The organism is Flavobacterium bomense (assembly GCF_003970355.1).
Window position 1 is genome coordinate 1 of the sequence record NZ_RYDJ01000262.1, and the last position, 1,067, is coordinate 1,067.

Genomic DNA, 1,067 nt, shown 5'->3' on the forward strand with positions numbered 1-1,067 from the left:
CCGTCTCCGCCAATGCTTATCAGAACATCAAAACTGCTGTCTAGTTCAGTATGAGACTCAAATGTAGGATACTCTTTTTTGATAAGTTTTTTTTCGAATAAGATTTCTAGAAAATAGGATTCGATAATCATCTCAACATTATTCTTAATCAAAAAAGCAAAAATATCTTTTATGATGGGTTCTGTACTATTTTGATAGTATTGACCGTAAATGGCTATTTTCATTTATTAGATATTGAGATATTTGTCTAAATAATCCGAACGTTCCTTTAATGTGTTGATGTAATTGTCTTCATAATGTTCCGAAATTATTTCATAATTGTATCTTCTAAAAGATTGAATTATTTCGTTCATCACTCCTAAACTAATTTTTATAGTTACTTGTGTGCTTTCTGAATCAGCATCGGAAACAAATAAACCCAAGATTTTGCCATTATTACTTTCAATGATTTGGGTGATCTCTCCCATCGAATACCCTGATGTATTTTTTTTAACCACAAGTATTCCGCCAGATTCTTGTAAAAAAGGAGTTTCGTGAAAAAAATTCAGGATGTCTCTAATTTCATAATAACCTAAATATTGGTTTTTTTGGTCCAAAACAGGAACTAAATTGGAATGGTTTTTAGCAAAAACTTCCAAAACATCGAGCCAAATCATATTTTCTCTGGCAAAAAAACCTTCGAGAGAATAGCGATAATCCAAAACTTTTTTGACTCCATTAAGCGTTTCAATATCATCGGAACCAATGCTACCTATATATATTCCTTCTTCGACAACAGGAAAATGCGAAAAAGTTAATTCGTTAAAAAACTCTTGAACAGCCGCAATAGTTTCTTGACTGTCAATCGCTTTGTAATCATTACTAATATAGTTTGTAATCTCCGTCATATATTCATCCTAAATATTTGATGCAAAATAATCAAAATTATGCAATAACAGCAAATTTTACTTTGTATTTTTGCCCTTCAAAGCCTGAAAATTATTCCAATGACAAAGTTAAGCGTAAATATTAACAAAATAGCTACTTTACGAAACGCTCGTGGAGGAAATGTTCCCGATTTACTAAAA

General features: G+C 30.9%; 2 protein-coding genes and 1 pseudogene. 1 reads left to right on the forward strand and 2 read right to left on the reverse strand.

Features of this window, described 5'->3' with window-relative positions; genetic code table 11:
• Both ppnK and EKL98_RS17170 read right to left on the reverse strand, forming a co-directional pair.
• Positions 1 to 224: pseudogene (gene ppnK / locus EKL98_RS17165) on the reverse strand (NAD kinase); the annotation flags it as partial.
• Positions 225 to 227: 3 nt separating this feature from the next.
• Entirely contained in the window at positions 228 to 887 is a 660-nt protein-coding gene (locus tag EKL98_RS17170; protein WP_126563254.1) for a CBS domain-containing protein, read from the reverse strand.
• Positions 888 to 977: 90 nt separating this feature from the next.
• Here EKL98_RS17170 and EKL98_RS17175 point away from each other — a divergent pair.
• A partial coding sequence (locus EKL98_RS17175) for a pyridoxine 5'-phosphate synthase (RefSeq protein ID WP_233589504.1) occupies positions 978 to 1,067 on the forward strand: 90 nt, incomplete at its 3' end.